25 protein-coding genes and 1 tRNA gene are annotated in these 24971 nt (G+C 68.8%); 15 read left to right on the plus strand and 11 right to left on the minus strand.

Annotated features, from left to right (window positions below):
- Window positions 1-5 precede the first annotated feature (5 nt).
- Window positions 6-638: a maleylpyruvate isomerase family mycothiol-dependent enzyme gene (locus ACNJ7E_RS32905; protein ID WP_280781838.1), complete on the minus strand. Its 633-nt coding sequence runs from the start codon at window positions 636-638 to the stop codon at window positions 6-8.
- Between the two features lie 142 nt (window positions 639-780).
- Between ACNJ7E_RS32905 and ACNJ7E_RS32910 the strand changes: the two genes are divergently transcribed.
- The 4 genes from ACNJ7E_RS32910 to ACNJ7E_RS32925 are packed head-to-tail and all read left to right on the plus strand — an operon-like array spanning window position 781 to window position 3213.
- The gene (locus tag ACNJ7E_RS32910) at window positions 781-1047 is read left to right on the plus strand and encodes an ArsR/SmtB family transcription factor (RefSeq protein ID WP_009477195.1); all 267 of its coding nucleotides are present in this window, start codon (window positions 781-783) and stop codon (window positions 1045-1047) included.
- Window positions 1047-2030 (plus strand): TIGR03086 family metal-binding protein, encoded by a 984-nt coding sequence (locus ACNJ7E_RS32915; RefSeq protein WP_418341882.1) that lies wholly within the window; start codon window positions 1047-1049, stop codon window positions 2028-2030. Before ACNJ7E_RS32910 ends, ACNJ7E_RS32915 begins: the two co-directional genes overlap by 1 nt.
- Before the next feature lie 25 nt (window positions 2031-2055).
- Window positions 2056-2847 carry a VOC family protein gene (locus tag ACNJ7E_RS32920; RefSeq protein ID WP_418341883.1) on the plus strand — a complete coding sequence of 264 codons (792 nt, stop codon included), beginning with the start codon at window positions 2056-2058 and terminating at the stop codon, window positions 2845-2847.
- Window positions 2848-2850: 3 nt separating this feature from the next.
- Window positions 2851-3213: a TfoX/Sxy family protein gene (locus ACNJ7E_RS32925; RefSeq protein ID WP_348539634.1), complete on the plus strand. Its 363-nt coding sequence runs from the start codon at window positions 2851-2853 to the stop codon at window positions 3211-3213.
- A 53-nt stretch (window positions 3214-3266) separates the two neighbouring features.
- On the opposite strand, the gene ACNJ7E_RS32930 is transcribed toward ACNJ7E_RS32925, so the two are convergent.
- Together ACNJ7E_RS32930 and ACNJ7E_RS32935 are read right to left on the minus strand one after the other, a co-directional pair.
- Window positions 3267-3354 (minus strand) — tRNA-Ser (locus ACNJ7E_RS32930).
- A 42-nt stretch (window positions 3355-3396) separates the two neighbouring features.
- Complete coding sequence (locus tag ACNJ7E_RS32935; RefSeq protein ID WP_005248780.1) at window positions 3397-3879, minus strand: MarR family winged helix-turn-helix transcriptional regulator; 483 nt, start codon at window positions 3877-3879, stop codon at window positions 3397-3399.
- A gap of 121 nt (window positions 3880-4000) precedes the next feature.
- Between ACNJ7E_RS32935 and ACNJ7E_RS32940 the strand changes: the two genes are divergently transcribed.
- Window positions 4001-4996: an NAD(P)H-quinone oxidoreductase gene (locus ACNJ7E_RS32940; protein WP_280781843.1), complete on the plus strand. Its 996-nt coding sequence runs from the start codon at window positions 4001-4003 to the stop codon at window positions 4994-4996.
- Window positions 4997-5105: 109 nt separating this feature from the next.
- Here ACNJ7E_RS32940 and ACNJ7E_RS32945 read toward each other — a convergent pair whose 3' ends face one another.
- Window positions 5106-6308 carry a cysteine desulfurase-like protein gene (locus tag ACNJ7E_RS32945; protein WP_105413992.1) on the minus strand — a complete coding sequence of 401 codons (1203 nt, stop codon included), beginning with the start codon at window positions 6306-6308 and terminating at the stop codon, window positions 5106-5108.
- Between the two features lie 133 nt (window positions 6309-6441).
- On the opposite strand from ACNJ7E_RS32945, the gene ACNJ7E_RS32950 reads away from it, so the two are divergent.
- From ACNJ7E_RS32950 to ACNJ7E_RS32975, 6 genes are all read left to right on the plus strand, one after another.
- Window positions 6442-7023, plus strand: a complete 582-nt coding sequence (locus tag ACNJ7E_RS32950; protein ID WP_280781844.1) for a bacterial proteasome activator family protein — start codon at window positions 6442-6444, stop codon at window positions 7021-7023.
- Between the two features lie 48 nt (window positions 7024-7071).
- A complete protein-coding gene (gene wzm / locus ACNJ7E_RS32955; protein ID WP_280781845.1) occupies window positions 7072-7944 on the plus strand; it encodes a galactan export ABC transporter permease subunit Wzm/RfbD in 873 nt (290 codons plus the stop codon).
- A gap of 12 nt (window positions 7945-7956) precedes the next feature.
- On the plus strand, window positions 7957-8853 hold the full coding sequence (wzt, locus tag ACNJ7E_RS32960; protein WP_005571489.1) for a galactan export ABC transporter ATP-binding subunit Wzt/RfbE: 897 nt from the start codon (window positions 7957-7959) through the stop codon (window positions 8851-8853).
- Entirely contained in the window at window positions 8850-9761 is a 912-nt protein-coding gene (gene glfT1, locus ACNJ7E_RS32965; protein ID WP_280781846.1) for a galactofuranosyltransferase GlfT1, read from the plus strand. The genes wzt and glfT1 overlap by 4 nt, the downstream gene beginning before the upstream one ends.
- A gap of 157 nt (window positions 9762-9918) precedes the next feature.
- On the plus strand, window positions 9919-11001 hold the full coding sequence (gene rsgA, locus ACNJ7E_RS32970) for a ribosome small subunit-dependent GTPase A (protein ID WP_418341884.1): 1083 nt from the start codon (window positions 9919-9921) through the stop codon (window positions 10999-11001).
- Between the two features lie 65 nt (window positions 11002-11066).
- Window positions 11067-11942: a class I SAM-dependent methyltransferase gene (locus tag ACNJ7E_RS32975; protein ID WP_105413996.1), complete on the plus strand. Its 876-nt coding sequence runs from the start codon at window positions 11067-11069 to the stop codon at window positions 11940-11942.
- Here the strand turns inward: ACNJ7E_RS32975 and ACNJ7E_RS32980 are convergent.
- The 3 genes from ACNJ7E_RS32980 to ACNJ7E_RS32990 all read right to left on the minus strand — a co-directional run bounded on the left by ACNJ7E_RS32980 (window position 11914) and on the right by ACNJ7E_RS32990 (window position 16208).
- On the minus strand, window positions 11914-13437 hold the full coding sequence (locus ACNJ7E_RS32980; RefSeq protein ID WP_418341885.1) for a glycosyltransferase family 39 protein: 1524 nt from the start codon (window positions 13435-13437) through the stop codon (window positions 11914-11916). The two genes, ACNJ7E_RS32975 and ACNJ7E_RS32980, sit on opposite strands and share 29 nt — an antisense overlap.
- Entirely contained in the window at window positions 13434-15323 is a 1890-nt protein-coding gene (locus ACNJ7E_RS32985; protein WP_280781849.1) for a glycosyltransferase, read from the minus strand. The genes ACNJ7E_RS32980 and ACNJ7E_RS32985 overlap by 4 nt, the downstream gene beginning before the upstream one ends.
- Before the next feature lie 81 nt (window positions 15324-15404).
- Entirely contained in the window at window positions 15405-16208 is an 804-nt protein-coding gene (locus ACNJ7E_RS32990) for a glycosyltransferase (RefSeq protein WP_418341886.1), read from the minus strand.
- 82 nt (window positions 16209-16290) lie between these two features.
- On the opposite strand from ACNJ7E_RS32990, the gene ACNJ7E_RS32995 reads away from it, so the two are divergent.
- Window positions 16291-18474, plus strand: a complete 2184-nt coding sequence (locus tag ACNJ7E_RS32995) for a glycosyltransferase family protein (protein ID WP_418341942.1) — start codon at window positions 16291-16293, stop codon at window positions 18472-18474.
- On the opposite strand, the gene ACNJ7E_RS33000 is transcribed toward ACNJ7E_RS32995, so the two are convergent.
- Window positions 18446-19297 (minus strand): SGNH/GDSL hydrolase family protein, encoded by an 852-nt coding sequence (locus ACNJ7E_RS33000; protein WP_280781852.1) that lies wholly within the window; start codon window positions 19295-19297, stop codon window positions 18446-18448. The two genes, ACNJ7E_RS32995 and ACNJ7E_RS33000, sit on opposite strands and share 29 nt — an antisense overlap.
- Before the next feature lie 61 nt (window positions 19298-19358).
- Complete coding sequence (locus tag ACNJ7E_RS33005; RefSeq protein WP_280781959.1) at window positions 19359-19952, minus strand: helix-turn-helix domain-containing protein; 594 nt, start codon at window positions 19950-19952, stop codon at window positions 19359-19361.
- A 115-nt stretch (window positions 19953-20067) separates the two neighbouring features.
- Between ACNJ7E_RS33005 and ACNJ7E_RS33010 the strand changes: the two genes are divergently transcribed.
- Window positions 20068-21024, plus strand: a complete 957-nt coding sequence (locus ACNJ7E_RS33010; RefSeq protein ID WP_418341887.1) for an NAD(P)/FAD-dependent oxidoreductase — start codon at window positions 20068-20070, stop codon at window positions 21022-21024.
- Here the strand turns inward: ACNJ7E_RS33010 and ACNJ7E_RS33015 are convergent.
- Both ACNJ7E_RS33015 and ACNJ7E_RS33020 read right to left on the minus strand, forming a co-directional pair.
- Window positions 21014-21979: a Gfo/Idh/MocA family protein gene (locus tag ACNJ7E_RS33015; protein ID WP_280781854.1), complete on the minus strand. Its 966-nt coding sequence runs from the start codon at window positions 21977-21979 to the stop codon at window positions 21014-21016. The genes ACNJ7E_RS33010 and ACNJ7E_RS33015 overlap by 11 nt on opposite strands.
- Window positions 21976-23079, minus strand: coding sequence for a DegT/DnrJ/EryC1/StrS family aminotransferase (locus ACNJ7E_RS33020; protein ID WP_418341888.1), 1104 nt, complete (start codon window positions 23077-23079; stop codon window positions 21976-21978). The genes ACNJ7E_RS33015 and ACNJ7E_RS33020 overlap by 4 nt, the downstream gene beginning before the upstream one ends.
- Window positions 23080-23183: 104 nt before the next feature.
- Here ACNJ7E_RS33020 and ACNJ7E_RS33025 point away from each other — a divergent pair, with 104 nt between their 5' ends.
- Both ACNJ7E_RS33025 and ACNJ7E_RS33030 read left to right on the plus strand, forming a co-directional pair.
- Window positions 23184-23903, plus strand: coding sequence for a DapH/DapD/GlmU-related protein (locus ACNJ7E_RS33025; RefSeq protein WP_280781856.1), 720 nt, complete (start codon window positions 23184-23186; stop codon window positions 23901-23903).
- Window positions 23904-23972: 69 nt separating this feature from the next.
- The gene (locus ACNJ7E_RS33030) at window positions 23973-24965 is read left to right on the plus strand and encodes a lysylphosphatidylglycerol synthase transmembrane domain-containing protein (protein ID WP_005253238.1); all 993 of its coding nucleotides are present in this window, start codon (window positions 23973-23975) and stop codon (window positions 24963-24965) included.
- Window positions 24966-24971 lie beyond the last annotated feature (6 nt).

The following is a 24971-nucleotide window of genomic DNA, read 5'->3' on the forward strand; positions in this document are numbered from 1 at the left end:
TGCCGTTACTTGGGCAGGGCGGACTTCAGCTGGTCGAGACCGTCGCCGCCGAGTTCGTCGAGCGCGGCGCGGCGACCCGTCATCGCCAGCACGAGCGCCAGCATCGGCCCGGAGACCTCGGGCCCTGACCCGGTGGACCAGTCGGTGTCGGTTGCCCGCAGCGTCAGTCCCGCGACCCGGGACTTCGACCCGATCAGCAGGTTCGAGTTCTTGTAGAAGTCGGCGACGCGGACGACCGCGTCCATCGGGTACTCGTGTGCGATGCCGAGCGGTCTGCGGATGTCCTCGGCGTGGACGATGATCTCGCCCAGCATGGCGTCGATCGGGCCGGGCGGGCGCGTGGAGTCACTCATGTGCGCCCGGAACTCGTCGAGCGACTCCGCCGGTGTTCCTTCCTCTTCGTGTGCGATGTCCTTCTCGAACATGGTGTTGATCCGGAATCCCGACCCGACGAGTTTTCCGACGAACTTCGGCGGCGTCATCTTCTCGGTCGCCGTGATGTGCGCGAACACGTCCCGCACGGTCCACCGTTCGCAGAGCGACGGCGTCGACCACTGGGTATCGGTCAGCGGTTCGAGGTCGTCCACCAGGGCACGGCGTTCGTCGTGAATCGTGGGCCAGGGGCTTGACGTTGTCATTTCTCACTCCCTCGTCGCCATGAATTCTCCCACCTCACGACCGCTGCGGCGAGACCCATTGCACAACGTGTTAGTCACGACTAACGTATTGGTCGTGCTCGATCAGTTGGAAGTCGCAGCTGAGCCCACCCGGAGACGCCTCATGCAACTGCTGACCTCAGGTGAACAGACCGTCAACAACCTCGCCGCACACTTCCCCGCGAGCCGGTCGGCGATATCGCAACATCTCCGGGTGCTCACCGAGGCCGGGCTGGTCACTGCGCGCAAGGACGGACGCTTCAGGTACTACCGGCTCGACCCACAGGGACTCGCGCAACTGCGCGCGTTGTTCGACTCCTTCTGGATCGACGAACTCGACCGCCTCGTCGCGGACGCCACCGAGGAAGCAGCTTCCAAAGGAGACAGCTGATGCCATTCGACAAGACCGTCGTCGTCCCGCTGGACCCGGACGCCACGTTCGACCTCGTCACCCGACCGGAACGCTTGCGGCGATGGCAGACCGTCGCGGCCCGCGTCGACCTGCAGGCAGGTGGCGAGTACCGGTGGACCGTCGTTCCCGGACATTCGGCCGCGGGCACGGTCCGCGAGGTCGTGCCCGGCAAGCGGGTGGTGTACACGTGGGGCTGGGAAGGTGACGACGAACTCCCACCGGGAGCGTCCACCGTGACGGTGACACTCACCCCCACCGCCGACGGGACCGAGGTGCGACTCGTGCACGACGGACTCACCGACGAACAGGCCGTCCGCCACGCGGAGGGCTGGAACCATTACCTCGACCGTCTCGTCGCCGCCGCGCAGAAGAGCGACGCCGGACCCGACGACTGGGCGGCCGCTCCCGATCCACTCGACGAACTGTCCAGTGCCGAGGCGACACTGGCCGTCGTCCAACGCGTTCTGCGCGACGTCACGGCCGACGACATGTCCAAGCAGACGGCGTGCACCGAGTTCACCGTCTCTCAGCTCGCCGACCATCTCGTCGGTTCGATCACGGCCCTCGGAGGCGCGGCGGGCGCAACGTTCGACGACGACCCCGGCAAACCCGTCGAGGCCAGAATCGCCGACCTCGCGCAACCCGCACTGGAGGCGTGGCGCACTCGCGGCCTGGACGGCACGGTGACGATCGGGACGAACCACCCTCCCGCCACCGTCGCCGCGGGAATCCTCTCGATCGAATTCCTCGTCCACGCCTGGGATTTCGCCGCAGCGATCGGAGGCGACGTGGCCGTATCCGAGCCTCTCGCCGAATACGTGCTGTCGCTGACACACAAGATCATCACGCCCGAAGGCAGGAAGGCCGTCGGGTTCGACGACCCCGTACCCGCCCCGCACACCAGCGACGCGGTCACCCGGCTCATCGCCTACACCGGTCGCCGCCCCGTCCCGGCGGCCTGACACCTCACACGGAAAGGGTCCAGTCATGCCCATCAAGTCGGAATACGCCCAGGGAACACCGGACTGGGTCGACCTGCAAACCAGCGATCAGGACGCCGCCAAGAAGTTCTATGCGGAACTACTCGGCTGGGAATACGACGACCGGCCGATGCCCGAAGGCCCCGTCTACTCGATGGCCACCGTGCGCGGTGAGAACGTCGCCGCCATCGCGCCACTACAACCCGATGCGGCCGCAGCCGGGGCGCCGGCGAATTGGAACACCTACATCGCCGTCGACGACGTCGACGCGACGGTCGCGAAGGTCCCCGGCGCAGGCGGCCAGTTTCTGATGCCCGCGTTCGACGTGGGGGAAGCGGGCCGCATGTCCTTCGTCACCGACCCCACCGGGGCGGCCGTCGGATTGTGGCAGGCGAACAAGCACATCGGCGCCACCCTCGTCGGCGATCCGGGCGCCTGCCTGTGGAACGAACTGAACACCGACGACGTCGACACGGCGCTCGCGTTCTACAACAGCGTCTTCGGGATCACGTCGTCGAAGATGCCGATGGGACCGGAGTACACCTACACGCTGCTGGAGGTGGGCGACGACCAGGTCGGTGGATGCGGTGAGCCGATGAAGCCCGGCACCCCGAACCACTGGCGGGTGTACTTCGCCGTCGAGGACGTCGACGCCAGCGCCGCGAAGGCCGTCGAACTCGGCGGCACGATCGTCGACGAAGCGATGGACATCCCCACCGTCGGTCGCATGGCCGCCGTCACCGACCCGCAGGGCGCGATCTTCAGCATCATGACGCCCGAGGAACGTCAGGATCAGTAGACCGTGAAGATGCCCAGACCCACCGAGGAGGACAAACAGTTCTTCCGGTCCCTGATCCCCGACACCCCCGGCATCGAGGTGAAGCCGATGTTCGGCAACCTGGGCGCGTTCGTCAACGGCAACATGTTCGCCGGACTCCTCGGACCGAAAGTCGGGGTGCGATTCCTGACCGAGCAGGCGAGGGACGAGCTGTCGTCGTCCGACGGCGTCGGCCCGTTCGGTCCGGGAGAAAAGCCGCTACGCGAGTACCTGGCCCTGCCGGACCGGTGGCGCGACACCCCGGACCGCGCCGCACCGTGGGTGGAACGCGCGATCGCCGAGATCGGCGCACTGCCGCCGAAGCAGCCGAAACCCCGGAAGAGGTAGAGCTACGACAACAGCCCTGACCTGGAAGAAACCAGATCAGGGCTGCCGGTCGTTGGCGGAAGCGGAGGGATTTGAACCCCCGGTCGCTTTCACGACGCTCGCTTTCAAGGCGAGTGCATTCGGCCGCTCTGCCACGCTTCCGTGGGCGATCTTATCGGTAGGGAGGCGTCGGCGGGCAACCGGTCAGCGGTCGCCGATGGCCTTGTCGACGCGTTCGAACACCTCGGCGAGAACCTTCAGCTGAGACTTGGTGAGCAGATCGACGAGGTTGCTGCGCACCCCGGCCACATGGGTGGGGGCCGCTTCGGCCAGCCGGGCGCGACCTTCGTCGGTGATGACGGCGAGCACTCCGCGGCCATCTTCGAGGCACGTGTCGCGGGTGACCATGCCCTGCGCTTCCATCCGCCGGATCTGGTGGGTGAGTCGGCTGCGGGAGGACAGGACGCCGTCCGCGAGATCGCTCATGCGCAGCGAACCGTCCGGCGACTCGGACAGCAGCACCAGAATGCGGTAATCCGCCAGCGACAGATCGTGTTTCTCCTGCAGATCCCGGTTGAGGACGTCCATCAGCCGCTGATTGCCGTCCATGTACCCGCGCCAGGCGCGCATCTCGGCCGGGGTCAACCAATTGGTCGCGGCTTCGGCGTCGGAGGTTTCTGCTGTCACAGGTTCACAGTCTAGTAGTGCGACATTACTTTCCAGTAGCGTGCGGTCCCGGGAACGCCGAGGGACCGCTGTGATCGGTCACATCCACCGGGCGCCGACGCATTTCGCTAGCGTCGTCCCCATGTATGCGATCACGATCGATCAACCGGGCGGCCCCGAAGTCATGAAGTGGGCGGAGCAGCCCGACCCGGAACTTCCACCCGGCCACGTCCTCCTCGACGTGGCCGCGACGGCCGTCAACCGCGCCGACCTGTTGCAGCGTCAGGGGTTCTATCCCCCGCCGCCCGGAGCCAGCGACATCCTCGGGCTCGAATGTTCCGGCACGATCGCCGAACTCGGCGAGGGAGTGTCGGGGTGGTCCGTCGGCGACCAGGTGTGTGCGCTGCTGGCCGGCGGCGGATACGCGGAGAAGGTGGCCGTCCCCGCGTCGCAGCTGCTCCCGCTGCCCGAAGGGGTGGACCTGCTCGTCGCCGCGTCGCTGCCGGAGGTCGCGTGCACGGTGTGGTCGAACGTCGTGATGGGCGCCGGACTGTCCCGCGGCGACGTGCTGCTGGTACACGGCGGTGGCGGCGGCATCGGCACCCACGCCATCCAGGTGGGCGTCGCACTGGGGGCGCGCGTGGCCGTCACCGCCGGCTCCGAGGAGAAGCTGGCGCGCTGCCGCGAACTCGGCGCCGACATCCTCGTCAACTACCGCGAAGCCGATTTCGTCGACGAGATCCGCAAGGCGACCGATGGACACGGCGCCGATGTGATCCTCGACAACATGGGTGGCTCGTACCTCGACCGCAACGTCGACGTGCTTGCCGCCGACGGCCGGCTGGTCGTCATCGGTATGCAGGGCGGCCGCAAGGGCGAACTGGACCTCGGCAAGTTGCTGTCCAAGCGCGGCCACGTGACGGCGGCCGGACTGCGGGGGCGGGCCGAGTCGGGACACGAGGGCAAGGCCGAGATCGTCGCCGACGTCCGCAAGCGGCTGTGGCCGCTGATCGCAGAGGGCGCGGTCCAGCCCATCGTCTCGGCGGAACTGCCCATCACCGAGGCGCCGCGCGGGCACGAACTGCTGGACTCGGCGGACACCGTCGGCAAGGTGATCCTGACGATCCCGCGGAACTGACGGTCTGCCTGCTTCCGTCGCCCGATGTGACATTCGTCCACTCGAGCGGAACGAATGTCACATTGGGCGCACCGGGCGGCGGACGCAGCGGGCAAAGCGGGCGGCGGGCTCAGCCCAGGGTGGCGAGCTCGTTCACGAGCTGGTCGATCTCGTAGCGGGTGGTGTACGGCGCGAGACCGATGGTGACGGCGCCGCCCTCGTCGTTGACGCCGAGTGCGTCGAGCAGCCGGGAGCCGCCGTGGACGCCGCTGACGGTGGCGATGCGCTTGTCGGCGAGGTGCGACGCGACCTTGTCGGCCGAGACTCCGGCGACGGTGAAGCTGAGCGTCGGGACCCGGCTGGGCGAGCGCCCGATGACCATGACCTGCGGCAGCCGCTTCAGCGACGACATGAGGTGGTCGAACAGGGTGTCCTGGTAATTCTGCAGCGAGCTGATGGACGTCTCGAGTTTCTGACGCCGGGAACCGGTGGCCGATTCGTCGAGGTTCGCGAGGAAGTCGATCGACGTGGTGAGGCCGGCGAGGAGCGCGAACTGGTGCACCCCGACCTCGAGACGTTCGACACCCCGCGCATACGGGTTGAGCGACACGGCGGGGATGCGGTCGAGGAGGGTGGGGTCGCGGAAGACGAGCGCCCCGACCTGCGGCCCGCCCCAGGAGGTGGCGCCGACGGCGACGACGTCCGCTCCGAGTTCGTTGATGTCGACGTGCGCGTACGGGGCGGCGCCGATCGCGTCGACGACCATCAGTCCCCCGACTTCGTGGACGCGGTCCGAGGCGACGCGGACGTCGGGCGCCGATCCGACGATCGGGGATGCGGCGGTGAGTGCGACGAGACGCGTCGTCGTGGTGATGAGGTCCTGGAACTGCCAACTGGGGAGTTCGCACGTCTCGATCTCGACCTCCGCCCACCGCACCTGGGCGCCGTAGCGGCTGGCGACTCGGAGCCAGGGCGCGACGTTCGCTTCCTCGTCGAGGCGGGAGAGCACCAGCCCGGTTCCGAGGCCGAGTCGCGTGCTCAGCGACTCCGCCAGCCAGGCGAGGAGAACGGATCGGTCGGGTCCGAGTACGACCCCGGCGGGATCACCTCCGACCAGGTCGGCGACGGCTGCTCGGGCCGCATCGAGTACCGCCGCACTGCGCCGACTGGACACATGTCGCCCGGTCGACGAAGAGGCAGACGCCCGGAAGGCCGTGGAGACAGTGCGCGACACCGCGTCCGGAATCTGCATGCCGGCCTGCGGATCGAGATGGATCCAACCGTCGCCGAGTGAGGGGATGAGTCCCCGAACGCGGGCAACGTCGTAAGCCATGCCCGACACTCTAAGACCCCAAGTCAATACGGTCGAAGCCAGCCATCGATTGTTGTGGAGTGCAACAAAGGTGGAATGGGCCCAAATCGGACGCACCTTCGCACTGCCGAGCGGGAACAGCCAAGATGGAGGCATGACGAACTCGGAGAATGAACACGTCGTCGTGATCGGCCCCGACGGTCAGCCCATGGCCATCCCCGTCGCCGAGGCCGCGACCAAGCCCGAGGGCTCCGAATCCGCCGCGGACGCGAACGGCAACGGCACGGAGTCGGTGGCCGACATGGTGGAGCAGCCGGCCAAGGTCATGCGCATCGGCACGATGATCAAACAGCTCCTCGAGGAAGTGCGCGCCGCACCGCTCGACGACGCCAGCCGCAACCGGTTGAAGGAGATCCACAAGTCGTCGATCCACGAGCTCGAGCAGGGCCTCGCCCCCGAGCTGCGCGACGAGCTCGAACGTCTCACCCTGCCCTTCACCGACGACACCACCCCCACCGACGCCGAACTCCGCATCGCGCAGGCGCAGCTGGTGGGGTGGCTCGAAGGACTGTTCCACGGCATCCAGACGGCCCTGTTCGCCCAGCAGATGGCGGCCCGCTCCCAGCTCGAACAGATGCGTCAGGGAGCACTGCCTCCGGGTATCAGCATGGGCAACCCGCACGGGGCGCATCACGATCCGGGGTCGCAGTCGAGCGGTACCGGCCAGTACCTGTAGCAACGGGCGAAACAGCATGGAACTCGACTCCCGGTAGGCTCGGTGCCCGTGTCAGCATCCGCTATCGAAACCGAGGCCGCAGGCGGCCCGCTCCCGGCGTCCGACTCGCAGACCTTCCGTCGCGCGTTCAAGGACCTCAGGGACGGCTTCGCTCAGCGCGAGCTGTGGCTGAGCCTCGGCTGGCAGGACATCAAGCAGCGCTACCGCCGGTCGGTGATCGGCCCGTTCTGGATCACGATCGCGACCGGCGTGCAGGCCGCGGCGATGGGCATCCTGTACTCCGCCCTGCTGGACATCCCGCTGGACGAGTTCCTGCCGTACGTCACCGTGGGTCTGATCGTCTGGAACCTGATCAGCGCGAGCATCCTCGAAGGATCCGAGGTGTTCATCGCCAACGAGGGGCTGATCAAACAGTTGCCGTCGGCGCTGAGCGTCCACGTCTACCGGCTGGTGTGGCGGCAGCTGCTGCTGTTCGCCCACAACCTGGTGATCTACGTGGTCATGCTGTTCGCGTTCGGCGTGTGGCGGCACCTGACCTGGATGTCGCTGGCCGCGATCCCGGCGATCGCGCTGATCGTCGTCAACGCGGCGTGGGTGTCGATCATGTTCGGCATCTTCTCCACCCGGTACCGGGACATCGCGCCGATCCTCGGCAGCATGACGCTGCTGCTGTTCGTGCTGACACCGATCATGTGGACGACGCAGAGCCTCGAAGCCCAGGGAGGGCAGGCTGCCGAGCGCGTCAAGCTCGCCGAGCTGAACCCGCTGTTCCACTACCTCGACATCGTGCGCGCGCCCATGATCGGTCAGGACCAGCAGGCGTACCACTGGTACATCGTGCTGGCCATCACCGTCGTCGGGTGGGCCGCCGCCATCCTCGCGCTTCGCAAGTACCGGGCCCGAGTGCCCTACTGGGTTTAGGGGTCTGAAGCAATGACAGAGCATGTGAGTATCGAGACGCGGGACGCCTGCGTCGACTTCCCGATCTTCGACGCCAAGTCCCGGTCGCTGAAGAAGGCGTTCCTCGGCAAGGCCGGCGGGTCGATCGGGCGCAACAACTCGGACGTCGTGGTGGTCGAGGCCCTGCGCGACATCAACCTGTCGCTGAAGGAAGGCGACCGGATCGGCCTGGTCGGCCACAACGGCGCCGGCAAGTCGACGCTGTTGAGGCTGCTGTCCGGCATCTACGAACCCACCCGCGGCAGCGCGAGCATCCGCGGCCGCGTGGCCCCGGTCTTCGACCTCGGTGTGGGCATGGACCCCGAGATCTCCGGCTACGAGAACATCATCATCCGCGGACTGTTCCTCGGGCAGACCCGCAAGCAGATGCTCGCGAAGATGGACGAGATCGCCGAGTTCACCGAGCTGGGCGAGTACCTGTCGATGCCGCTGCGCACGTACTCCACCGGTATGCGCGTGCGCGTCGCGATGGGTGTGGTCACCAGCATCGACCCGGAGATCCTGCTGCTCGACGAGGGCATCGGCGCCGTCGACGCGGAGTTCATGAAGAAGGCACGCGTGCGTCTGCAGGCGCTGGTGGAGCGCTCCGGCATCCTGGTGTTCGCCAGCCACTCCAACGAATTCCTCGCCCAGCTCTGCGACAGGGCGATGTGGATCGACCACGGTCAGATCCGGCAGCAGGGCGGCATCGAGGACGTCGTCCGCGCGTACGAGGGCGACGACGCCGCCGACCACGTCCGCCACGTCATCTACGAGATGGACCGGGAGAAGTCCGGGCTCACCGCTTCGGCCGAACGGGACGCCCGTAGCGACAGATCGAACGAGCGTCCCGTTCGTACAGCCGCGGAAGCCGAGGCGGAGTCCGCGTGAGCGCTGCTGCCGAGCGGATCGTCGGTGTCGTCGTCACCCACAAGCGCCGCGAACTGCTGGCGGAGTCGCTGAAGGTCCTCGGCTCGCAGACGCGTCCGCTGGACCATCTGGTGGTCGTGGACAACGCCGCCGAGGACGACGTGCGTGAGCTCGTCGAATCGTCCGGGATCCCCGTCAGCTACCTCGGTTCGCAGCACAACCTGGGCGGGGCGGGCGGTTTCGCGCTCGGCATCCTGTACGCCCTCTCGCTCGGCGCCGACTGGGTGTGGCTCGCCGACGACGACGGACGGCCCGAGGGGCCGAAGGTCCTGAAGACGCTGCTCGACTGCGCGCAACGGCACGGGCTGGCCGAGGTCTCCCCCGTGGTCTGCGACATCGACGACCCCGACCGTCTCGCGTTCCCGCTGCGCCGCGGGGTGGAGTGGCGACGGCTGCGTTCCGAACTGTTCGCCGACGGCGACGACTCCGCCGACCTGCTGCCGGGCATCGCGTCGCTGTTCAACGGCGCCCTGTTCCGCGCGTCGGCGATCGACACGGTCGGCGTTCCCGACCTGCGTCTGTTCGTCCGCGGCGACGAGGTGGAGGTGCATCGCCGGCTGGTGCGGTCGGGGCTGCCTTTCGGCACCTGCCTGCAGACGGCGTACGTGCACCCGAACGGCGCGGAGGAGTTCAAGCCGATCCTCGGGGGCCGGATGCACACCCAGTACCCGGACAACGAGACGAAGCGGTTCTTCACCTACCGCAACCGCGGCTATCTGCTGTCCCAGCCGGGCATGCGGAAGCTGCTGCCGCAGGAGTGGGTGCGGTTCGGGTGGTATTTCCTCGTCACGAGGCGTGATCCGCAGGGTCTGCGTGAGTGGATGCGGTTGCGGAAGCTGGGCCGTCAGGAGCGGTTCGAGCGCCCGTAATCCGGTTGCGTCCGGGTTCCGCCGGGTGGGAGCATCGTGGGGTTCCGGTCTGAGAATCTCGATGTGTCGCGAAGGAGTGAGTGTCCGATGACTGTCTCGTCGGTCGACGCCGTGTGCGTCCACTCCCCCTTCCCCCTCGCCTGACCGAACCCGCGCAGTGGTCCGGTCGGCACTCATCGACCCGAGGATCACACCCACCATGTTCGACCCTGGACAACTCCTGCCCTACGGCTGGAACGACACACTTTCCGACACCTTCGACAACTACCCGGCCGACGGTCGCGAGCCCGGTCGGGTGATCCGCGTGGACCGCGGTCGCTGCGACGTCGCGACGCCCGCGGGCGTCGTCCGCGCGCTCGCGGGCGAGCACCCGCTCTGCACCGGCGACTGGGTGACGCTCCACCCTCACGGTGACGAGATTGCCGTCGCCGACCTGCTCCCCCGGCGCAGCGCGATCGTCCGGTCGTCCGCGTCCGGCCGGTCGGAGGGCCAGCTCCTCGCGGCCAACGTCGACACGGTGGTGATCGCCGCCGCACTCGACACCGCCCTCGATCTCGGACGCATCGAACGCCTGCTCGCCCTGGCGTGGGAGAGCGGCGCCCAACCGGTGGTCGCGCTCACCAAATCCGATACCGTGCAGGATGTTTCCCTCGCGACCGCGGAGGTGGCGGCAGTGGCGCCGGGTGCGACGGTGCTCGCGGTGAGCGCCGACACCGGCGACGGCATCGACGTCCTCACCGCCGTCATCGACGGAACGGTCACGCTCATCGGACCGTCCGGCGCGGGCAAGTCGACGCTCGCGAACGCGTTGCTCGGCGAGGACGTGCTCGCCACCGGTCGTGTCCGCGAGGGCGACCACAAGGGACGTCACACGACGGCGCACCGCGAACTCCTGCCGCTGCCCTCCGGGGGTGCCCTGATCGACACGCCGGGACTGCGGGGTGTCGGCATGTGGGACACCGCCGACGGCATCGACAAGACGTTTCCCGAGATCGAGGAGCTCGCGGCGCAGTGCCGGTTCGCGGACTGCTCGCACGGGACGGAACCCGGCTGCGCGGTGCTCGACGCGCTGGAGCGTGGCGCACTGCCCGAACGCAGGCTCGCCAGCTACCGCAAGCTGATTCGCGAGAACGGCTGGATCGCGTCACGCACCGACGCGAGGCTCCGGGCCGAGCGCGAACGCGAGTGGAAGAGCATCGCCCGCTGGCAACGTCAGATGTACCGCAGTCGCGGTCACTGACACGGGCGCCGACCCGCATCCCGGTTCGAGCGGTGAGCCGGGATGCGGACTGGCAACATGGGTATATGTTCGATCTTCGGAGAAAGGCCCGTCTCAAGCTTCAACGTGCCATGTCCGAGGTGGTGGCCGAATCGGATCGGCGGTCCCGCGAGCTCACCGAGAACCAGCACGACCAGACCCTGGCCGAGCTGAGCGCGACCAACCAGGAACTCGCGCGGGTGCTGTCCGAGCTGTCCGATGCCCGCATGGAGATCTCCGACGTCCAGCAGCGGCTCGGCGAACTCGAGCAGCAGGCCCGCCGCGACATCACGCAGGCGCTGGACGTGCGGGCCACGAACGAGGCCGCGGCGTTCGTGCTCGAGCACATGCCGAAGGCGCCCGTGTTCTGGAATCCGCAGGACACACTGCGCTACGGACTGTCGCAGGTGGAGGTCGAGGGACTGGCCCTCGAGTTCGGGGTGGCGTCGGGCACCACGCTCCGGATCATCGTCGAACAGTTGAAGGACGCCGAGCACGAGGTGTTCGGGTTCGACGTGTTCTCCGGTCTGCCGCAGACCTGGCGCACCGGATTTCCCGCCGGGGAGTTCGCGCAGCAGAAACTGCCGCACGTGCGGGGCGCGCAGCTGGTGCCCGGACTGTTCGAGGACACGCTGGCGGGCTTCCTCGAGAAGCACCCTGGACCGGTGTCGTTCGTGCATCTCGACGCCGACCTGTACTCGTCCACGAAGTCGGTGCTCGACCGGCTCGAACGGCGGCTGGTCGCGGGCACGGTGATCGTGTTCGACGAGTTCTTCAACTTCCCGGGCTGGCAGGAGCACGAGTACCGGGCGTGGACGGAGTTCGTCGACCGCACCGGCGTCCGCTTCGAGTACCTGAGTTACACCGCGAACCACGAGCAGGTGGTCGTGCGGATCACCGCACCAGCTTCACCGCCTGCGTGACGTTGAACGTCGCGCGTTCGTCGATCCGCAGCCCGGACCGCGCGAGCACGGCGAACGCCTCGGTGTCCTCGAAGTGGTACGGCGGCAGCGTCCACACCTCGTTGGACGTGTGCCGGATGACGCGCTCGGTGTCGCGGTCGTAGTCGGTGAAGAACCAGACCACGGAGCAGGAGTCGATCGGGCCCGCGAGGTCCGGGACGGCGAGTTCGTCGTCCCACAGCGACCCCCGGCTCGCGGCCGTGGTCCCGAGCCCGATGTCGCGGGTGCCGTCGAATGCCTCCGGCCGCACGTTCTTCACGAGCCGCAGCGATGTGGGGTTCCAGGCCGGCTTGTCGAACAGCACGCAGTCGCCGGGGCGGAGGTGTTCCCCGGCGAAACCGTTGACGGTGCTGAAGTCCATGCCGCTGGGTTTCGCCCACTGCTCGCGCTGGTCGAGGTAACTCGGCGATGCGGCCACCGCGAACACCGCGATCACCGCGGCGGACTGCCACCACTTCCGGGTCAGGGCGGCCAGGCAGAGTCCGCCGACAAGGGCCACCGCGGGCGTCGTGAATGTGAAGTACCGCGGGAGATACACCGGGCTGCGCAGAAGCGAATACGCGAGCAGCGCCGCCGTCGGCACCGCGATCCACGGCAGCGCGACGGACAGCACCGGGGGCAGCCGGCGACCGCGCACCAGCGCCACCGACCCGGCCACCACCAGGACGGCGAACAGCACCGCGAACCACGGTGCGCCGACGAACCACTGGTACTCGGCGACGGCCCGCGGCAGATGCCCGTCGAGCGGCGGGATCCACGCCACCTGGACGGATTCGCGGCGCACCAGTGCCACGAACGGCGCCGCGACCACCGCCCCCGCCGCCGTGGCCGACGTCCAACCGAGCCAGGACCGCCGGGCCTCGCGCAGCAGCAGGATCGTCAGCAGGTGCGCGGGAACGAGGGTGATCAGGTAGACGAACAACACGATCGACACCGCCAGGCCGGCGGCGTACAGCGCCCACAGCCACCACCGCCGGAGACTCAGTGCCGCAAGGAGAATCACGGTCAGCCAGACCGCGGCCGCCGCCGTGGCCGCGTAGCCGCGAGCCTCCGCGGCCGCCCACGTGACGCTGGGCAGGATCACGAACAGGATCCCGGACAGCACCGCCACCCGCCTGGTCGAGATCAGCGCACCGAGCACCACCACCCCTGCGCCCGCCGCGCCCGCGGCCAGGGCGCTCGGGAACCGGGCCGAGAACTCGGAGGCACCGAACGTCGCGAACCAGTAGCGCATCCCGACGTAGTACAGCCCGTGCACGGCATCGATGTGGCCGAGCAGATTCGACAGGTCGGGCCGGGACCGCTGACTCGAGTACAGCGTCGCGACCTCGTCGTACCAGAACGACGGACGCCAACTCCACGCCGCGCCGAGCACCACACCGACAGCGAAGACGAGGAACGAATCCCGGAGCAGCCCCCGCACATCGCGGGCCTGCAACGGTCCGGCCGACGTCACTGACCGTAGAGGCGAGCCCAGTTCTCCCGGCTGGTGAGCTGCGGCAACGCATCCCGGTACTGGCGCTGCGTCGACGCCGCATCCTCGCGGAACCGCTTCATCAGCTTCGCCGTCCGGGCCGTGAGCTCCCGGGCCGTCTCCTTGTCGCGGCGGCGCACCCGCACCCCGGACTGGGAGGCGTCGGTGATGACCGCGGTGTCGAACAACGACACGTGCCACCAGTGTGCCTCGGCCACAGGGATACTCGCGACACCGTGCTGGGTGCGGCCGAGCCACTGGTACGCGGCCCGCTTGGCGAGGACGAGGTCGATCTTGCTCTTGTCCGGCTCGAAACCGGCGTACCGGGTGACGAGGTCGGAGTTGCGGACACCGGGAATGTTCGACGCGGGGTGCTTGACGGTTTCGGGGAACCGCTTGCGCTCCTCACGGATCGACGCCAGCACGGCCTGACCGCCGTCCTCGAGCACCTTCGGGCCCTCGAGGAAGTCCTCGATACCGCGAATCATGGTGTACGCCAACCCGTACTGCATCGACACGAGGTACTGGGTGATCTCCCGCGTCATCCTCTTGCTCAGCGACTTGGCGTCGAAGTCACTGTGCAGCGCGGCCGCGATCAGCGAGTTACGGATGCTGAAGTACTTGGCCCAGTCGTCGCGGTCCTTCCAGTGGAAGTCCGCGTGCCACACACCGGCGTTGGGCAGGGTGACCGTGACGAATCCGGCGGCGCGGGCGCGGATGCCGTACTCGATGTCGTCCCACTGGAAGAACATCGGCAGCGGGAGCCCGATCTGCGCGACCACCTCGGCGGGGATCAGACACGACCACCACGCGTTGTAGCCGGCGTCGACGCGCTTGTGCTGCTTCTTCTTGATCAGGTTGATGTCGTGCCGCGACCCGGCCGCCCAGCGGCCCGCCTTCAGCTTCGACAGGTCCGCTTCCTCGGCGCTGACGTGCAGGTGCTCCGGGTTCATCAGGTACAGCATCTGCGCGCCGACGAGAGTCGGCTCCGTGGTGACGTTGGCGAATGCGTTCATCCGCAGGATCGACTCCGGCTCGCACAGGATGTCGTCGTCCATCAGGATCAGGTTGGCGTGCTCGTTGATGCCCGACACCTCGTACATGCCGCGGGTGAATCCGCCGGCCCCGCCGAGATTCGGCTGCCGCAGATAGACGAGCTTGTCGCCCAGGATCTCGGCGACCTCGGTGAACTTCTCCCGGTCCGACACGTGGTCGCTGCCCTGGTCGACCACGTACACGGCGTCGATGCCGGACGCCATCGTCGAGTCGTTCGCGATGGCGGCGACGGTCTCGGCGCAGTCGTCGGCGCGGTTGAACGTGCAGATCGCGATCGCGGCGGGCCGGATCACCGACGGCGCGGCGACGGTCCACTCCAGTTCGCTCACCGCGAGGGGGCCGTCGACGGCGGTGAACTCCACCCACAGGGAGCCGCCGTCGAGGTACGCGTCCAGCTTCGCCGACAGCGTCGCCGTGCCCGAGCCGTCGATCTGCGTCGTCGCGAGGATGCGCGAGTTCCCGCCCGAATCGGAGCCGCGCAGCGCCACCACGGCGCGTCCGTCGGCCTCGTGGTGGAACCCGACGGTCACGTCGGTGACCGTGGTCCAGCGCTGGTAGTAGCTGGCCGCGAACCGGCCGAAGTACGTGTCGGTGTCGACCGTCGCACCCTTTTCGAGGTTCACGACGTGGCGCTCGCGGTGGGCGCGGCCCTTGACGATCCTGGCGTACAGGTCGTCCTTGACCCGGGTGGTCGGTCCCGTGAAGAGACCTCGCGCCACCACGAGGCGGTCGGGTGCGCGATGCTCGGTGAGAGCACTCCGTACCGCGGCCGTGCTCCCGTCCACAGGTGCTACCGACGCAGACTCGTTCATAGTGCTCCTACTGTTCCCCGCGAGAGGTGGGCTGGACCGCGCCACGGCGACGGCACGATCCTCTTCTCGGTTCGCAGGGTATCAACCCCGCGACGCGCTCCCCGACCATGCGAGGCGCCCTCCGTCCCGGTGACGGGCCCGCAGCCGGAACAGCCCCACCCCCATCGCGAGCACATCGGCCCTGGATATGCGGGTTTCGTGGCTGTCGTGATCGGCGCTCAGACGCACCGGGACCTCGACCGGCACGATGCCCGCCCGCTCCGCGAGGTAGACGAGTTCGGTGGTGAACAGGAACCCGGGCTCGACGAGGTCGGGAACCAGTCTGCGCATGAGGTCGCCGTCCATCAGGACGGTGCCCTGGGGGTCGCCCGTGCGCATCCCGAGAACCACGCGGCGCAGCGCCGCGAAACCCCACGTCAGGGTTCCCCGGAGCGCGCCGCGTCGCACTTGCGAGTCGGGGTGGGCCTTGGAACCGATCACGACTTCGGGCAGTCGGCCGTCGTGGCCGGCGGCGAGCGTCTCGGCGCCGTCGAGGTCGTCGAACCCGAACGGCAGGTCGTCGGCGGTCAGCAGCACGTGCGCGCCGCGACTCGCCTCCGCTCCGGTACGCAACGCGTTGCCCATGCCCTTCTCGCTCCGCAGGACGGTCAGCGACACGGGTCCGGGTGCCCAGTCGGCGGCCAGGCGGCCGCAGATGTCCACGGTGTCGTCGGTGGAGCCGTTCTCCACCACGATGATCTCGACGTCGTGACCGGCCAGTCGTTCGGCCAGCCGGTGGAGGGTCTGCTCGATGACGGCGGCGGAATTGTAGGCGGGGATGACGACCGACAGCGCCTTCGGCGCACGTGCGCCTTTCTGGTCGTGGGAACAACCGAAAAGGCGCACGGGCGCAGCCTAACTCGTAGGCTCGGAGTCCGTGGCACCCTCCGCGTCCGTGTCCTCGACGTTCACCCGATCGATACACCGCATGCCCGAGTGGATGGTGGCATTGGCAGTCGCGGTGGCTGCCGCGGCAATCGCGACGATTCCCCGGATCGTGTACGACCGCTTCTACTACGGCGGCGACATGCTGGAATCGTTCGTGCCGTCCTGGCACCGGATCGGCACGGAACTCCTGGCCGGGCGGTGGCTCACCGTCAATCCCGACGCCTGGATCGGCGGGAACTATGCGGGCGAGGCCGCGTACGGCCTCTACAACCCGGTCAACCTGGCCAACTACATCCTGGCCGCGAACTTCGAGAACCTGTCCGTCGCGGCGTTCGTGATCATGGCCGAGTTCCTCGCGCTGTTCGCCCTCGCCACGTATCTGCTGTGCCGCGAATACGGTGCTCACCGCGGTCCGGCGGTCCTCGCCGGACTGACCATTCCGTTCAGCGGTTTCACCCTGTTCTACGAGGCGGCGGGCTGGCCGTCCGGGATGATGGCCGTCGCGTGGGTGACGCTGTTCTGGTGGTCGGCGCTCCGCCTCTCCCGCGGTCGCACGAACCCGCTGGTCACCTTCGTGATCGGCGCGCTGACGGTGAGCATGGGCAACCCGTACGCCGCGCTCGGCGCCGTCGTCGTACTCCTCGGCATCGGGATCGGTCTCCTCACACAGCGGCAGTTCTTCCGGTTGCTCGTGCTCGTCGTCACCGGCGCGTGCGCGGGCACCGCCGCGCTGGTGACGTACCTGCCGCTGTTCCTCAGCGTCGACGTCACCACCCGCGCAGGCAGCACAGGCATCTTCAACGACACGTTCCTGCAGCCGCAGATCGGCGGCCTCGCGGGACTGAGCAGCCCGTCGTATCTCCCCGTCATCATGACGTTCGGCGGGCCGGTCGAGGTGATCCCGTCGCTGTACCTCGCGTGGTTCGTGCTGCCACTGCTGCCGTGGCTGCCGTGGGGCCGGATCCGCACTCTGTTCGCGTCCGCGGAGTTCCGCCGCGCGCACGGACGACCACTGATCAGCCTGCTCGTGATCGCGGTCGTCTACTTCCTCTTCACGTTCGGACCGTCGAACGTCGGGATGTTCCGGTGGCCGATCCGGCTCGTCGAATACCTGTACCTGTGCGTGGTGATCGGCCTGGCGCTCGCGATGTCGCTGGGCATCGCGCGCGACCGGGTGCGTCACCGGGCTACGGCGTCGGCGGTGCTGATCGCGCTGGGCTTCTACCTGGCGTTCTCGTCCTCACCCGCCCTGACGCTGCGGCACACCCTGTTCGCGCTGCTCGTCGCGGCGCTGTGCGTGCTCGCGTACACCGGCTGGCGCACGCGGGGCCCGAATGCTCTCGTCGCCGCCCTGGTCCTGGGCACCGTGGTGGTGGCCGCCGCGCAGGTCTGGTCCCTCACCCACGACGTCGAGCGCGGCAGCCGCGTCGACCCGGCGAGTACATCGGTGCTGTCCGAGCAGACGGACCGCTACCAGGGCACCGTGCTGCAACTCGCCGACCTGGACGACACGTCCCACGAGGACGTCACCGCCGGCCGGATTCTGTTCGGCAACGAGATCATGGCCTCGTCCGTCGAGGGCAGCATCAACGCCTACACCGGCATCGGGTTCACCGAGTTCCAGGAAGCCCTGTGCATGGACTACCGCGGCGCCGTCTGCCCCGGGGTGTACGGGGCGCTGTGGCAGCCGGTGAACGCGGACATCCCGATCCCGCTGATCGACTACCTCCGGGTGTCGACGCTCGTCGTGGAGCACGGGCTCGTGCCCGAGGTCGCGACGGCACCGACCCCACCCGGCTGGCACGTCACCGAACGCAGCGACTCCCGGACGGTGTTGCAGCGGGACCGGCCACTGCCCCTGCCCGGACGCGTGTCGTTCGCGTCCGACGGCGTCCGGGTGCTCTCGTCCGACACGAGCGCGGCGACGGAGACAGTGCGGGTGGCAGGGAGCGGCGGCACCGTCTGGTTCGCGCGCCTCGCGTGGCCCGGCTACTCGGCCACCGTCGACGGCGAGCCGGTGGACGCGACCGCGGGGTGGCACGGTCTGCTCGAGGTGTCGGTGCCGCCGGGTGACCACGAACTGGTCGTGACGTTCCGCCCGCCGCGGCAGAACCTGTCCGTAGCGGCATTCGGCGCAGCGACGGTCGTGGTGCTGATCCTGTCCGTCGTCGATGCGGTGGTGCGCAGGCGCAAGCTCAGCGCGGCGACCACTCGGACGACGTGAACGCCGACACGTCGGCGGAGCCTGATCCCGCGACCGCTGCGGACGACAACGCGTCGGCGATCAGCTGGTGCCCGATCTGGTTCGGGTGGTCGCCGTCGTCGGCCAGCAGTCCGGTGGGGTCGCCGTCGCCCCACGCCCCCTTGAACGTGCTGAACAGGTCGACGTACGTGGCGCCCTCCGCGCCCGCGACCTCCGAGATGACGTCGTTGGCGCGCAACGTCAGCACGGCGCTGTCCCGGAGGAACTGCGGACCGTACAACTCGCGGGCCACGTCGCCGTCCGGGAAGACGTCCCAGTACCCGGTGACCAGCACCGCGGTCGGCTGACCGGCCCGCAGTTCGGCGATGCGGTCGAGCACGGACGTCAGCGTGGTCTGCAGCTGCGGGAGGACGGGTTCGAAGCAGCCGAGCCCGTCGTCGCCACCGCAGTCGCCGCCCAGGTAGTCGTCGAGTTCGGCGTAGAAGTCGTTGGCGCCGATCGTGACGGTGACGAGGTCGGCGTCGCGGACGGCGTCGGCGTCGTATTCGCCGGGATCGAGGGAGTCGAGCAGGTCGGTGCTGGTCCAGCCCCCGACACCCAGGTTGGCCACCTGCACGGGCAGCGCGTCGTCGCCGGACAGCTGATCGCCGAACAGTTCCACGAACGGCGTGCAGCCGGGGCATCCGTCACCGGCCGGGATCGAATCCCCCAGGCCCACGAGGGTCGCGGTCGGCGGCGGCGATTGTGGCTGCGGCTGCGCCACGGGCGGTGCCACAGCCGCGGAACAGCCGGCGAGGAGCGGAATCAGGACCGCTACGGGAACACCGAGAATCCAGCGTCGCACGGGGCCTCCCCATCACGTCCTGCGCCTCGGAGGGAGCGCTCGTCACCGGTCCGGACGAATTCTACCGACGGTCGCGCTCGGCTGCCGTTCCCCGCGGGACCGTGCGGACGTGCGCCCGCTCGCCCTGGGGACCGAACAGGCTGAGGATCTCCGCCGGTTGCGGCCCGGGGTTGCCGAACCAGTGCGGGACGTGGGTGTCGAACTCCGCGACCTCCCCCGGGGTCAGGATCACGTCGTGTTCGCCGAGCAGCAGTCGCAACCGGCCGGACAGGACGTACAGCCATTCGTAGCCCTCGTGGACCTGCAGGTTCGGGATGCCGTTCGGGTCACCCGGCGGGATCACGTGCTTGAACGCCTGGATCCCGCCGGGCCTGCGGGTCAGCGGGATGATCGTCGAGCCGTTCCGCTCCAGGGGCCGCAGATGGACGCGGGGGTCGCCGGTGGCGGGTGCGTCGACGAGTTCGTCGAGGGGCAGCTGATGGGCGCGGGCGAGCAGGAGCATCAGCTCGAGGGTGGGTTTCCGCTGGCCGGACTCGAGCCGCGACAGGGTGCTCACCGAGATCCCGGTGGATTCGGACAGCTGGGCGAGGGTCGCGCCGCGCTGCTGGCGGAGGGCTTTCAGCCGCGGTCCCACGGCGTCGAGGACGCCGTCCAGATCGGGTACGTCGTCGTTCACACCATCATGTTGCCACAGCGGCAAACTTGCTTGCCAGTTTCGCTGGCTCCCCGGACAGTAGACGTCACGAGGTCGACGAACGAAGGAGAACGCGATGGAAGATAGTTACGACGTAGTGGTCGTCGGTGGCGGCGCGGCCGGACTCGGCGGGGCACTGACCCTCTCGCGGGCACGCCGCTCGGTGCTCGTGATCGACGCCGGCGCCCCCCGCAACGCACCGGCCGGGCACATTCACAACTACCTCGGCCGAGAGGGCACACCGCCCGGCGAACTACTGGCCATCGGACGCGAGGAGGTCGCCGGGTACGGCGGCGAGATCGTGACCGGCACCGTCACGTCCGCCGACAAGGTCGGGGACGGCCAGTTCCGGGTGACGCTCGAGGACGGCGCGACCGTGCGGGCGCGCAGACTGCTCGTGACCACCGGCCTCGTCGACGTGCTCCCCGACGTCCCCGGGGTGGCCGAGCGCTGGGGACGCGACGTCCTGCACTGCCCGTACTGCCACGGCTGGGAGGTCCGGGACCAGCCGGTCGGCGTCCTGGCCGGCAGTCCGCTGGCGGTGCACCAGGCTCTGATGTGGCGACAGTGGACAGAGAACGTGACGCTGTTCCTGAACGACGCGGACGAACCCACCGGCGAGGAGTACGAGCAGCTCGCCGCACGCGGTATCGCCGTGATCGACGGCGGTGTGGCCGGGCTCGACGTGCAGGACGACCGGCTGACCGGGGTCCGGCTGCGCACGGGTCAGGTCTTCCCCGTGACCGCCGTAGTGGTCGCACCCCTGTTCCGGGCCCGCGCCGACTTCCTCACCAGCCTGGGCCTGGACACGACCGAGATGGAGATGGCCGGACACGTGATCGGCACCGCCGTCGCCGCCGACGCGACCGGCGCCACCGAGGTCCCGGGGGTGTGGGTGGCCGGCAACGTCGCAGACCCGAAGGCGCAGGTGATCGTCGCCGCCGGAGCCGGCCTGAGTGCCGCGGCTGCACTCAACGCCGACCTGATCGCGGAAGACACCCGCCTGGCGGTCGCCGGAGCGCTCAGCCGGTAGCCGACACCGTCGCCTCGTGGACCACGCGATGCGCGGGCAGGATCGAGTCGCGCTCCGCGTCGGCGTCTCCCTCGCCGCCGATCAGCCCGACGTAATGCGCGAGCTGGGCGGCGAGGGGTTCGTCGCTGTAGCGGAGGGTGGGGATCTCGATCACCGTCTGCTGCTTGTAGCCGTCGCGGTCGGCCGGCAGGTCGTCGTCGATGTGCCGGTAGATGGTGATGTCGCGGCGCAGAAGGTCGATCTCGATCAGGCGGTCCGGCTCCAACAGCGACAACTGCCGGACCTTCCGCTGACTCACCCGGCTGGCCGAGATGGTGGCCACCGCACCGGATTCGAAACGTAGCACCGCCTCCGCGCAGTCCTCGGCCTCGTTGCGCCGCGAACTGTCGTGGAAGTACCCGAACTCGGCCTTCACGCCGACGGGCGGTGACCCGACGAAACCGATCGCGAGGTCGACGTCGTGGATCAGCAGGTCGGTCGCGACGCCGGTGGGGATGCGGGAGACGAACGGCGAGTGCCGGATTCCGTTGACCTGCCACACGTCACCGGCGAATTCGCGGGCCGTCCGGACCGCCGGGTTGTATCGCTCGAGCAGGCCGCACATCAGCGGAACACCGGTCGCGGCCGCACGCTTCACCAGATCGGTGCTCTCCTCGTACGTTGCGGCGAGCGGCTTTTCGACGAGCACCGGCTTGCCGAGGTCGAGGACGCGGCCCGCCAACTCGTAGTGGGCGGGTGTCGCCGCCGCGACGACGGCGGCATCGATGCCGTCCAGTTCGTCGAAATCCGCGGCCCATGCGGTGTCGAACCGCGCGGCGACCTCCCGCCCGTGTTCCTCCCGCGGTTCCACGAGCAGGGCGAGGTCACACAGCGGGGACTGCGCGAGAACGCGGGCGTGCAGCGAACCCATCTTGCCGGATCCGACGAGCGCGATCCGCGGTCGCGTGGACGTCATCGCGCCTCCATCGCCTCGCGCACCGCGGCGACGATCCGGTCGACGTCGTCGGTGGAAAGTGCGGCGTGGACGGGGATGCTGAGGCACCGACGGGCCACGGATGTCGCGACCGGCGTCGGTGAGGCGATCACGCGGGGATGCTCGCGGTAGCAGTCGTAGTCGTAGACGGTTTTCGGGTAATAGACGCCGCTGCCGACGTCCCGATCGCTCAGGCGCTGCGCGAGGGTGTCGCGGTCGATCGGCGCATCGGGCGCGAGGATCACGGTGAACTGGTGCCACACGTGCCCGCGGCCCGCGAGTTCCGAAGGCAGAACGAGACCTTCGACGTCCTTCAGCCCGGTCCGCAGCGCCTCGGCGTTGCGGCGGCGCGACTCCACCTGTTGCAGATAGGAACCCAGCTGCGGCAACCCGAGACTGGCCTGCAGATCCGTCATCCGGAAGTTCTGGCCCGCCATCTCGTATTCGTAGCGCCGGCGCATGCCCTGGTTTCGCAGCACCCGCAACCGGTCGGCCACCGCGTCGTCGTCCGTCGTGACCATGCCGCCCTCGGCGGTGGTGAGATTCTTGGTCGCGTAGAACGAGAAGCAGCCGAGCCCGAAACTGCCCGCACCCTTGCCGTCGAACGTGGCACCGTGTGCCTGCGCGGCGTCCTCGACGACGGCGAGCCCCTCGGTCTCGGCCAGCGGCATCAACGCACCCATGTCCGCGGTCTGCCCGTAGAGATGCACCGGCATCAGCACCCGGGTGCGCTCGTTCACGCACTGCGCCACGGCGTCGGGGTCCAGCGCGAAATCGGCCTCCCCGATGTCCGCGAACCGGGCCGTCGCGCCGGAGTCGAGAATCGCGTTGAGCGTGGCCACGAACGTGAACGGGGTGGTGAGCACCTCGTCGCCCGGTTGGAGATCCAGCACCCGCAGCGCCGCGATCAGCGCGGTGGTGCCGCTGTTGACGGCCACGGCGTGCCGGGTGCCGACGAGCTCGGCGAACCCCTCCTCGAACCTCGCGACCTTCGGTCCCTGCGCGACCATCCCTGATCGCAGGGTGTCGAGAACCTCGCGCTCGACGTCCTCTCCGAAAGAGATACTCGAGATCGCGATCACGGTTCCTCCGATAGATTGACGTGCGTTCACACCGTCTTCACAGATTGCACCCTCTTGAAGGTTCCCACGGTCTGCACGGCTCCTGGAAGGAATCGCCAACTTTCATGACCATCGGTGAAAACTGCGAGATCCACCCGACCGTCGTGATAGGCGACGGCGTCACGATCGGGGACCGCGTGAGCATCGGACCGTATGCCGTCCTCACCGGCCCGCTCGACATCGGCGACGACTGCTGGATCGGCGCCCACGCGACGCTCGGGGCGCCGCCGGAGTGGATCGGGAAGACGCATCCCCGCACGTGGACGGAGATCAGCCCGCACCAGGGGGTCGTGATCGGCGCGGGCACCGTGATCCGGGAGATGAGCGCCGTCCAGCAGGGAGCCGAGCGGCCGACGACCATCGGGCGCGGCGGATTCGTCATGAACCACACGTCCGTCGAGCACGACGTCCGGATCGGCGAAGACTGCGTCCTCTCGCCGTCCAGCACCCTCGGCGGTCACGTGACCCTCGGCGACGGAGTCAATCTCGGCATGAGCGCGGTGGTGCATCAGCGGCGGGTGATCGGTGCGCGCGCGATGGTGGGAATGGGATCGGTCGTCGCCAAGGACATTCCGCCGTTCGCCACGGTGTTCGGCAATCCGGCCGCCCTGCGCGGCACCAACCGGGTGGGCATGAGCCGCGCCGGGATCGCCGACCGGGACATCGCGGCCGTGGCGGCGCTGTACGCCTCGGGGCGGCTCGACGCCGACGCGGAACTCCCCCAGTCGCTCGCCGGCGCGTTCGCCTGGTGGCGGGAGCTGGCGGTGAAACCGCTCGTTTCCTGATCCGGCGCCCACCGATTGCTATCGTCGGAAACGAACGCTGCACCGTCGCAGCGCACTGCCGGTGAGGGGGTGGTCCTCGTGGACGCCGATCCCGAGATCGTCCCGGACCGCGGCGGTCGCGCCGTCCTGATGAACGCGCTGCGGATCCTCGTCACCCTCGCGATCGTCGTCGCCGTCGTGTTCGCCGTGAAATCGCAGTGGGCCGAGGTCAGGGACACGATCACCCAGCTGGACTGGTGGGCGCTCGCCGTCTCCGCGGTGTTCGTCTTCCTCGGCATGGGCGCGGCGGTGCGCGCATGGCAGCACGCGCTCGGCGCCCTCGAACACCCGATCCCCGCCTTCGACGCCGCCCGCTGCTACCTGGTCGGCCAGCTCGGCAAGTATCTGCCGGGCAGCGTGTGGGCGTTCGTCCTCCAGACCGAGCTCGTGCGCCGGGCCGGGGTGTCGCGGGCCAACGGATTCGTCGCCGTCCTCGTCACCGTCGGGCTGAGCATCACGTCGGCGCTGGTCGTCGGGCTGCTGGCGCTGCCCGCCCTGTTCCACATCAGCACCGTCGCGGCGGTCGCGGTGATCGTTCTCGTCCCGATCGCGCTCGTCTGCTGCTACCCACCGGTCCTCACCCGGCTCGTGAACCTGGCCCTGCGGATCCTGCGGCGTGCCCCGCTGCAGCGGCAGCTGACCATGCACAAGATCGGGCTGGCCCTCGGCTGGTGCGCCGTCAGCTGGGTCCTCTACGGCGTGCACCTCTGGTTCCTCGCGTCGAGTTCGGCGGGATTCGAGGCGGGCACCCTGGTGCAGTGCATCGGCGCGATCGCCCTCGGCATGTGCGCCGGCGTGCTGGTGGTCGTCGCGCCGTCCGGCATCGGGGTCCGCGAGGCCGTCGTCGTCGCGGCTCTGTCCCCGTTCATGGACAGCGGGGTCGCGCTCGGGCTGGCCCTCGCGTCACGCCTGGTGTTCACGCTGTGCGAGGTGCTCGCCGGCTTCGTCGCCGCGATCGCCGGTTCGCGTTCGCTGCGCAACGCCCTCGTCCACGAGGACTCCCGGGTTCCGCAGCCGTCCTGAGGAGAT

This window comes from Rhodococcus mengyinensis, from assembly GCF_048381435.1.
Classification (GTDB): domain Bacteria; phylum Actinomycetota; class Actinomycetes; order Mycobacteriales; family Mycobacteriaceae; genus Rhodococcus_F; species Rhodococcus_F opacus_D.

Bases quoted from the DNA above. Each gene is read 5' to 3' on its own strand.
- ACNJ7E_RS32940 (WP_280781843.1), top strand. From the start codon at position 4,001: ATGTATGCGATCACGATCGATCAACCGGGCGGCCCCGAAGTCATGAAG.
- ACNJ7E_RS32905 (WP_280781838.1), bottom strand. From the start codon at position 638: ATGACAACGTCAAGCCCCTGGCCCACGATTCACGACGAACGCCGTGCC.
- ACNJ7E_RS32910 (WP_009477195.1), top strand. From the start codon at position 781: ATGCAACTGCTGACCTCAGGTGAACAGACCGTCAACAACCTCGCCGCA.
- ACNJ7E_RS33010 (WP_418341887.1), top strand. From the start codon at position 20,068: ATGGAAGATAGTTACGACGTAGTGGTCGTCGGTGGCGGCGCGGCCGGA.
- ACNJ7E_RS32985 (WP_280781849.1), bottom strand. From the start codon at position 15,323: ATGAACGAGTCTGCGTCGGTAGCACCTGTGGACGGGAGCACGGCCGCG.
- ACNJ7E_RS32915 (WP_418341882.1), top strand. From the start codon at position 1,047: ATGCCATTCGACAAGACCGTCGTCGTCCCGCTGGACCCGGACGCCACG.
- ACNJ7E_RS32945 (WP_105413992.1), bottom strand. From the start codon at position 6,308: ATGGCTTACGACGTTGCCCGCGTTCGGGGACTCATCCCCTCACTCGGC.
- ACNJ7E_RS32975 (WP_105413996.1), top strand. From the start codon at position 11,067: ATGTTCGATCTTCGGAGAAAGGCCCGTCTCAAGCTTCAACGTGCCATG.
- ACNJ7E_RS32995 (WP_418341942.1), top strand. From the start codon at position 16,291: ATGCCCGAGTGGATGGTGGCATTGGCAGTCGCGGTGGCTGCCGCGGCA.
- ACNJ7E_RS33025 (WP_280781856.1), top strand. From the start codon at position 23,184: ATGACCATCGGTGAAAACTGCGAGATCCACCCGACCGTCGTGATAGGC.
- ACNJ7E_RS33015 (WP_280781854.1), bottom strand. From the start codon at position 21,979: ATGACGTCCACGCGACCGCGGATCGCGCTCGTCGGATCCGGCAAGATG.
- ACNJ7E_RS32950 (WP_280781844.1), top strand. From the start codon at position 6,442: ATGACGAACTCGGAGAATGAACACGTCGTCGTGATCGGCCCCGACGGT.
- ACNJ7E_RS32920 (WP_418341883.1), top strand. From the start codon at position 2,056: ATGCCCATCAAGTCGGAATACGCCCAGGGAACACCGGACTGGGTCGAC.
- wzt (WP_005571489.1), top strand. From the start codon at position 7,957: ATGACAGAGCATGTGAGTATCGAGACGCGGGACGCCTGCGTCGACTTC.